The 8,544-nt window shown below is 55.3% G+C and carries 7 protein-coding genes; 2 read left to right on the forward strand and 5 right to left on the reverse strand.

What is annotated here, in order from left to right; all coding sequences use genetic code 11:
* From JE47_RS22455 to JE47_RS0118390, 4 genes are all read right to left on the reverse strand, one after another.
* Positions 1–1,218 (reverse strand): lamin tail domain-containing protein (locus tag JE47_RS22455; RefSeq protein ID WP_031461150.1); only part of this gene is annotated, 1,218 nt, incomplete at its 3' end.
* A 181-nt stretch (positions 1,219–1,399) separates the two neighbouring features.
* Entirely contained in the window at positions 1,400–1,582 is a 183-nt protein-coding gene (locus tag JE47_RS21690; protein ID WP_152556109.1) for a hypothetical protein, read from the reverse strand.
* 214 nt (positions 1,583–1,796) lie between these two features.
* Positions 1,797–2,492 carry a deoxyribonuclease V gene (gene nfi / locus JE47_RS0118385; RefSeq protein WP_031461151.1) on the reverse strand — a complete coding sequence of 232 codons (696 nt, stop codon included), beginning with the start codon at positions 2,490–2,492 and terminating at the stop codon, positions 1,797–1,799.
* Positions 2,485–3,099 (reverse strand): sulfite oxidase-like oxidoreductase, encoded by a 615-nt coding sequence (locus tag JE47_RS0118390; protein WP_031461152.1) that lies wholly within the window; start codon positions 3,097–3,099, stop codon positions 2,485–2,487. The genes nfi and JE47_RS0118390 overlap by 8 nt, the downstream gene beginning before the upstream one ends.
* Before the next feature lie 75 nt (positions 3,100–3,174).
* On the opposite strand from JE47_RS0118390, the gene JE47_RS0118395 reads away from it, so the two are divergent.
* Both JE47_RS0118395 and JE47_RS0118400 read left to right on the forward strand, forming a co-directional pair.
* Entirely contained in the window at positions 3,175–4,290 is a 1,116-nt protein-coding gene (locus JE47_RS0118395) for an aromatic ring-hydroxylating oxygenase subunit alpha (RefSeq protein ID WP_031461153.1), read from the forward strand.
* Between the two features lie 214 nt (positions 4,291–4,504).
* Positions 4,505–5,803: a glycosyltransferase gene (locus tag JE47_RS0118400; RefSeq protein WP_081910072.1), complete on the forward strand. Its 1,299-nt coding sequence runs from the start codon at positions 4,505–4,507 to the stop codon at positions 5,801–5,803.
* Between the two features lie 142 nt (positions 5,804–5,945).
* On the opposite strand, the gene JE47_RS0118405 is transcribed toward JE47_RS0118400, so the two are convergent.
* Positions 5,946–8,544 (reverse strand): PQQ-binding-like beta-propeller repeat protein (locus tag JE47_RS0118405; RefSeq protein ID WP_031461155.1); only part of this gene is annotated, 2,599 nt, incomplete at its 5' end.

Here is an 8,544-nt window from a genome sequence, read left to right on the forward strand (position 1 = left end):
TAGCTCGACCCACTCCTCCTCGCCCGCTGCGGCAATTTCGTTAATTACCACCTGGTCCACGGCTGCCGGCAGTGTTGGCGTTGGCGTCGGCGACGGGAGCAGGATAGCGGTTGGTGTCGGCGTGGCCGTGGCCGTCGTGCTCGGCGTGACCGTGGCCGTCGCGCTCGGTGTGAGTGTTGCGGGCAGATTATTCGACACACCGGCCGTCGCCTGTTCCCGCACGAGCCACTCGGGTGCGCCATCGCGCACGCGGGCATAGACCGTCGTGGCACTGAGCGCCGGGTATTCGACCGCCGTGCTCAGCGCCGTCGCCTGCCAGAACAGCGTCAGCCGCGCCCCACCGTCGGGTAAGGTACCCTTTGCCAGAGGTATCAGTAGCCATTCGCCTGCGGCCAGCGTCACCGTCGGCAACGAACGCACCACGCGACTGCCACTCGTGCTCACCCGCTCAAGCTGCCACTCCGCCAGCTCGACCGCCGTCGGCCCGCGATTGTACAGCTCGACCCACTCCTTCTCGCCCGCTGCGGCAATTTCGTTAATCACCACCTGGTCCACGGCTGCCGGCAGTGTTGGCGTTGGCGTCGGCGACGGGAGCAGGGTAGCGGTTGGTGTCGGCGTGGCCGTGGCCGTCGTGCTCGGCGTGACCGTGGCCGTCGCGCTCGGTGTGACCGTGACCGTCGCGCTCGGCGTGGCGGTGACTGTTGCGTCCGGTGTAGCCGTGTTCGTCGTGCCTGGTGTGGGCGTGGTCGGAATGCCTGTGGCAGGTGGATCACCACTATTCCAGATTCCCGGCGAAGGCGAACCCACTATCCAGGTATTGCTACCGTCAGGCTGGCGAGCGATGGTCTGATCAGGTCGTAAAACGATCAGCGGACTCTGATCGATCACCTGACCGGTTGGATCGCTCAAGATAACTCGATCCGGATCGTTATTGTTGAGTATAGCACTGGTCAGTGGGATAACCAGCAAACTATTCGGAGCAATAACCACTCCTTCACCGATCAGGGTATGAGGTCCACCGATAACCGAATCATCAATCCGCCAACCACTCAGATTAACCGGCACGGTACCCGGATTATACAGCTCAATCCACTCTGACCCCGATGACGGATAATGCATGACCTCATTGATCAATATGAGCGGTGATTGAGCATGAATTGGTTGAAGGGCAACAATGAGCAGCCACAGGCAAATGAAACCGATAGTAAACTGACGCATGATCGCTTCTCCAGTATGAGTTATTTGTCCTACTAGAGAAACCGTACAGAATGGCAAAAAGATTCGCTGATTTTAGGGGGAATTTGCCAAAAGGAAGATCGGCGCTTACAACATCGACGCCTTTCTTGCCTACGCGAGGATCTGAGTGCCTGATCAGAAACTCGTGGTTTTGATCAGGTGCTCAGTAGGGACGTCGGCTGAAGGGGCAAGAAACGACGCGCCTCAGCAACAAATCTGGGCTTTTGCCAAGGCGCGACCATAGCATCTCCAGAATGGTTCGGGGAATGTTGGCGAGCAGCACCGGCGTCTCTTCGACGCGATAGAAACGGGTAGCATCGGGGTCAGCGCCAGTGCTACGGCGCACGCTTAGCGCACCCTCACCTTCCCCTCTAGCCCCCTTCCTCTCACACCAGAGGAGAGGAAGGGGATGGTACCACTGTCGCGCTCACCAAGGGCGAGGAAGGGAGGACGGTTGGCACCCTCACGCAATGATTGCACAGCTACGGTACGTGCTCAATGCGAAAGCTGGGTTTTTGATTACGCTCTGAAAGCGGGTGAGGAGCACCTGTCTCCGCTGCTCATTCCTCTTCTTCGTGAAGCGACGAGCAAGGAATGAGGGGAAGCTGATGATCTGACGCCAGCCGATGCGCAAAACGAGTCGTTTCAGGAAGGCGATACCGGGTCGTGCAGGCCATTACCAACTCTGGTGATCGATCAAGGCTAACCCGATGACCGGGCGAGACAAAGACCGGTTGGGCGGTGGCTCGGGTTCGTAACACCCAACCGATCTGTTCATCACCGTCGTACAGTGGCTGACGGGCGCCACGTTCGGCAGGCGGAGGTGTAAATTGTCCGATCAAACGATGCTTGGCACAACCAATTGTTGGCCGATCAAGCAGTACACCGATATGACAGGCAATCCCACAGCGCCGTGGATGCGCGATTCCGTGACCATCACAGATAATCAAGTCAGGTGATGTGCGCAGACGACTAATGGCGGCAATAATGGCTGGCGCCTCACGAAAGGCCAGCAGGCCCGGTACGTAGGGAAAGGTAACTGGTTGCCGTACCAGTGCATAATCAACAGGAAGCAAATCAGGCAGGCGCAAGACCACAACCGCAGCCCGAATAATTGTCCCTTCGGCTTCAAAACCAGCATCAACACCGGCTACCAGACGAAGTTCACCGTAGTCATCGTGCAACCGTACTTGTGTACGTAGCACGTGTTGTTCGGCAATTGCTGCCGCAATCTGCTCATCAAGTTCTTTAGTCATCCGCGTAACGTTCTTCACGCCAGGGATCGGCATTATTGTTATAGCCGTAGCGCTCCCAGAAACCGAGACGGTCGTGATCGAGAAATTCAATACCCCGCAGCCACTTCGCACTCTTCCAGAAATACTTCTTTGGCACCAGCAAGCGCAAAGGATACCCGTGCTCTGGTGTCAGTTCCTGACCGTCATACTTATACGCTAACAGCACATCGTCATCGAGCAATACGTCAAGTGGTAGATTCGCCGTATAACCCTGCTCACTATGGGCAATCACAAAACGAGCCGAAGGCTTCAACGGCGGAATATGGCGGAGAAACTCGCGAAAACTTACCCCCTCCCAGACGGTATCGAGTTTGCTCCAGCGCGTGACACAGTGAATATCGGTTTTGATGGTCGTTGTAGGTAATGCGCGAAACTCGCGAAAACTGAAGCGGATCGGTTCGGCCAATTCACCCCAACAGCGGAGATCCCACTGCTCTTCAACATTGGTATACTTAGGTACAGAACCGTAGTGCAAGACAGGAAACTTATCGGTAACATACTGACCGGGCGGGACGCGATGACGCTGATCCGACTGAACCTGATCTTTTCGCCTAAACGGGTTGAACATTCGTCCCTCCTTCGAGACTATTGATTAGGATGATCTTTTCAAACGGTATTATATCGCAGAAGTGAGGTTTTGCCTATGACAACCTTCGTCCGTGCATCCCTGGATCGACCGGCTTACACACTGCCCGGCCACTATTTTACCAGTTCAGAAGTATTCGCCCGCGAACAAGAGCGTATTTTTGCCACACAGTGGATTTGCGTCGGACGTAGCGCCGAAGTGCCGGCTGCTGGCTCCTATCAATTGATAGAGATCGCTGGTGAGAGTCTGATCCTAGTTCGTGATCACGATGGTCAGCTTTACGCCCATTATAACGTCTGTCGTCACAGAGGTGCTCGTCTTTGCACAGAAATGCAAGGTCAGTTTCATGAAACTATTCTGTGCCCGTACCATGCCTGGGCCTATCGGCTCGATGGAACGCTGGCTGCTGCCCGTTATATGCAGGACGCACCCGGTTTTCGGCGTGAAGACTGGCCGCTGATCAGTGCGGCGGTAGCTGAGTGGGACGGTTTTGTCTTTGTATCGCTAGCTAGGCAACCAACACCATTTGCAGAAGCCTTTGCGCCGTTGATCGGTAAGTTTCAGACATGGGAAATGAGCCGCTTGCAACGTGGCGCGCAGATCGTTTACGAGGTTGCCGCCAACTGGAAACTGATTGTGGCCAACTATTCAGAATGCTATCATTGCCCGCTGATTCACCCTGAGCTGGTGGCCGTCTCTCCCTGGCAGAGCGGACGTAATGATCTGACCAGTGGCCCATTTCTCGGCGGTTACATGGAGCTTACTTACGACAGTATGACCCTGAACGGCCAGACCCGTCGGCCACCACTTCCCAAGCTGGCTGCTGAAGATCACAAGCGCGTCTACTACTATTCCATTTTTCCCAACCTCTTGCTCAGCCTGCATCCTGACTATGTGATGGCCCATCGGCTGATCCCGCGCCAACCGAATGCCACCACCGTGATCTGCGAATGGTACTTTGATCCTGAAACGATGGCTTCACCAGACTTTGATCCATCTGACGCCGTAGAGTTTTGGGATCGAACAAACCGGCAGGACTGGCACGTCTGCGAACTATCGCAACAGGGAGTCAGTTCACGCGCCTACCGACCCGGTCCGTATGCGCAATCAGAAGGACTGTTATGGCAATTCGATCAGGAATATTTGCGAGTGATGGGTGAAATGGTATCGTAAGGAAGTATCTTCTTATTGTGCAATACCGGTTGTCATTCTCCCAAAAGACAGGAGAGTGACAGAAGACACGCCACGGAAAGAGCATACTCAGCGACACGCTAGCGATGGGCAGGTGCTGGCAGGCTTATGCCAGACCTGCATCGGGGTCACCTTCAGAGACAGCAAGGCAACGATCGCGTTCAGATTTTCGACCCGCAGCACCGAAAGACACAACATGCGCATTCTGATGTTCACTTACGGCAGTCGTGGTGATGTGCAGCCATTTCTTGCCCTTGGCGTAGCACTTCGCCAGGCAGGGCACATACCGATTTTAGCAGCCCCAGAGCGCTTTGCACCATTTGCGATCTCACATCACATAGATTTTCTACCGCTCCCAGGCAATGTCGAGACCCTGGCCCGCCAGATCGCCGACGAAGCACGCAACCAACCACTCCGACTAGTATGGATCATCTATCGCTTTGCGATGCCAATTGGCGCAGAGATTGCCCGCCGCATCAAAAGAGCTGCACGTACCGTCGATATGATCGTATCCTCGTTTCTGACCGTCGCACTCAGTCATCTTTATGCCCAGGAATACGGGATTGCCGAATGCACGGTTGAACTCTTTCCCTTTTTCGATCCACCGGTCGAGATTGCCAGTATTATGTGGCCTACCGACCTCATTGGTCTCACCGGCAGACGCCTCAGCCACGTGTTTACCCAAACCGTCTTTCGTTTGAGCCAAAGCCTGAGTTACCGGATTCTGCGCTCCCGTTTTCCCGATATTGGCCCTGCCCGTCTCTCGTGGGCTACACCGGGACGTCATTTTGGGTTGTTGCAAGCGTATAGCGCTGCGCTCGTCCCACCCGGTTGTGCACCACTGACGGTACAAACCGGTACGTGGACATTCCCCCAATCCGAATGGCAACCGCCACCTGAATTGCAAGCCTTTCTGGAAGCTGGTCCACCACCAGTTGTTGTCAGTTTTGGCAGTATGGTAAGCCGCGACACACCATCGCTCATGACAATGATTATAAAAACGTTATGTCAAACCGGACTGCGTGGCATCATCCAGCGTGGATGGGCAGACGCTACGGTTCAGCGCGTTCCCAATACGATTTACCTGGCCGATGAGATTCCCCACGATTGGTTACTGCCCCAGGCAGCGGCAATGATTCATCACGGCGGCGCTGGCACTACCGCCAGCGCCCTGCGCGCAGGTGTGCCGTCAGTGATCGTTCCACTCGCTGCCGACCAGCCGTTCTGGGCCTGGCGTGCACACAAGACTGGGGCCAATCCACCACCCATTCCGGTCACTGAGCTATCGGTAGAACGATTGCAGAGCGCCTTGCAACAGGCACTCGATCCAGCGTACCGCTCACGAGCAGCAATAGTCAGTGCGATGATGCGAGCAGAAGGCGGTGCTCCTGCCGCAGTGCAGCATATTGAGCGTTGGGCTAGAGATAACGGTAGGTCAGGGTCGGAACCTGCACCAGCGCAACGAAGCGCGGGCAAATTGGAGCCTCACTTCTAGAGATGGGTGCCGAACGGTCTACGATACCTATCGGCACCCAAACGTAATCGCTGGTCATACTCGGATATAACACTTTCGGCAGATGAATGAAATAACAGGGCTGCTCCGCCAACATGCAGGCAGATGAGTATCATCTGACGGATCAACGAAGCGATGTCAGATCAAACAGAACAATCCCTTCATCGCGAGTACTGACTGCCAGTTGTGAACCATCAGGATTTATAGCGACAGCCAGAACTGCACCGGCATTTGATAAATCAATTTCGCGGAGTAACGTCCCATTATCCCGCTGGTAAAACATCAAATGACCACTTATTGTCCCTGCAACCAGCAAACGACCATCGGGAGAAATCGTCAGGCTGGTCAACCAGCCACGTTCTTCAGGAACGTTGAGCTGGAATACCTCGGTATTCTTACGAGTCACATCACGAACTCGTAACGAGCCGTCACTACTGGCACTAAAGAGCAGGTTGTCGAAGAAGATCAAACTGGTAATTGGTCCATTGTGACCTTGCAAAATCTGGGGTTGACCGCCACGAGTTACGTCCCAGACAGCAATCTTTGGCGAATCGGCGGGTTGATTCGTGATCGCAGCAAGATATGCATCATCCTTGCTAAATGTCAGCGAGTAAACCGGTCCGCCTAAACCACTGAGGCGACGTAAAAATTTGCGGCTTGCTGTCTCCCACAGATACACTTCACCCTGCTCATTCCCAACTGCAATCATGCTCCGATCTGAGCTGACCGTCAGATTGAGTGGGAATCCGTTCATTCCACTCAACTGCTCATTGGGGCGCCGATTGGTCAGATCAATGGCAACAATCTCACCGGCTTCACTGATAGCCACTACTTCAGAATCGCTAATGAAATCGATATACTGAGCCGTCGCTGCACCACCATCGAGACTGAATGTACGACCCGTATCGAGCATGTGCACCCGAACCGCACCATTGGCACCACTGGCGACCAGTAATTTGCCATCTGGCCCGTACCGGACGCCTGTAACTACACCCTGGGTTACCTGAAAACTTTGCACGACCTGGGATGAATCAACATCCCAAACCACCAGGTTCCCTCCCATATCACTTGACGCCAGGATGCGCGTACTATCTGGATGCCAGCTCAGACCGAGCAGACGCAATCCACGTTGCTGCAATACCCCACGCTCAGCCCCACTCACCGGACTCCACAAACGGACACTTCCGTCAAGACTGGCGCTGGCTAGCAGGCGGCCATCAGGACTATACGCCACACCTCGGATCACCACCCAACCATCGTGACCACGCAATTCTCGCTGTTCATTACCGGTTGCCGCATCGAGAAGGTAGACACTCCCGTTGATCGATCCAACAGCGATCTGACGACCATCGGCGGAAAAGGCGATACCGGTTAACCAAAAAGGTGTGTTCGTTTCAGGGTTCACCGGCGCACTAAAACGAAACGTCTCAATCTGACGACCACTTTCTACATCCCACAAGCGCGCTGTACCGTCACGCGATGCCGAAGCTAGCCGCTGTCCGTCTGGACTGAACGCCACATTTCCGAGTAGATCGGTATGACCACGGAGAACGGCTACAACCTGCCGTTTTTCTACATCCCAAATCCGAATTGTGCGATCGGCACTGCCCGATGCAAGCAACCGTCCATCAGCACTGAACGCCAGCGACCGGATCCAGTCTTCGTGACCGGCTAACTGCGCTAACTCACGACCCTTGCGCACATCCCACAACCGCACAACCGGATCATCTTGCGCACCAGAGGCTAGTATTGCACCATCAGGACTAAACACCAGCGAACTCACTTCTCCCTTGTGACCGCTGAAGGTGGTCTGTATGGTCAGTGAGGTAGCATCACGCAATTGAATAGTCTGACCAACAGCGACGGCAATCAGGGCACCATCAGGGCTGTAAGTAGCCGCTCCCAGATCATCTTCGCGCAATTGAGCAGTCTGCGTAATCGCTGCAACCTGTTGCAACAAATCGGCTTTTGAAACGGTTTCGGTGGTCGGTAGCGGAACATTGGTCGGCCTGGTCGCCAGTGCATTACCGGGCCAACCCGGTAATGAGGCGTTGGTCAGATACAGCCCTATCAATATCGCCAGGAGCACACAAACGCCAAGTGCAATCACCGCGAGACCGGCCACTATCGCCAGTAAGCACGAGGTACTAATCAGTGGTCGAGATGGTGCTGCAACCGGCGCACTCCCGACCGAAGAAGCTACCGGTGTCGGTGGAGGAGCAGGCGGTAACGTTGCTACCGATGTCGCTGTAGCATAAGTTGGCGCGGGTGCAGGCGGTGTAGAGGTAGCCATGGCCGGGGCAGCAGGCTTCTCGATAGGCGCTGTTGCCCCCATCGGCCGACCGGCCATCAAGCGCACCGTTTCCAGCGCGCTCCGCATCTCACTCACCCGTTGATAGCGATTGGCCGGTTTCAGTTCCAACGCACGCAACGTAAGTTGCTCGGCCAACATCGACACCTGCGGATTCAGCACCCGCGGTGCATTAAGCGGCACCCCTGCCTGCCGCTGATGCGCGGGTGTTGGCGGCCAACCGGTGAGCAGGTGATAGAGTACTGCACCAATTGCGTAAATATCACTCACCTGACTCGGTTCCACCGAATGATCGTACAGCTCAGGTGCTCGGTAGGGTGTTACTTCAGTGCCAATGTGGCGTACACAGGTAAACGGCGCCAGATTCAGACTACCCTCTGGTGAAGACCAGAGGTCACACGTTCGCAGATCA

It is taken from the genome of Chloroflexus sp. MS-G (assembly GCF_000735195.1).
GTDB lineage: Bacteria > Chloroflexota > Chloroflexia > Chloroflexales > Chloroflexaceae > Chloroflexus.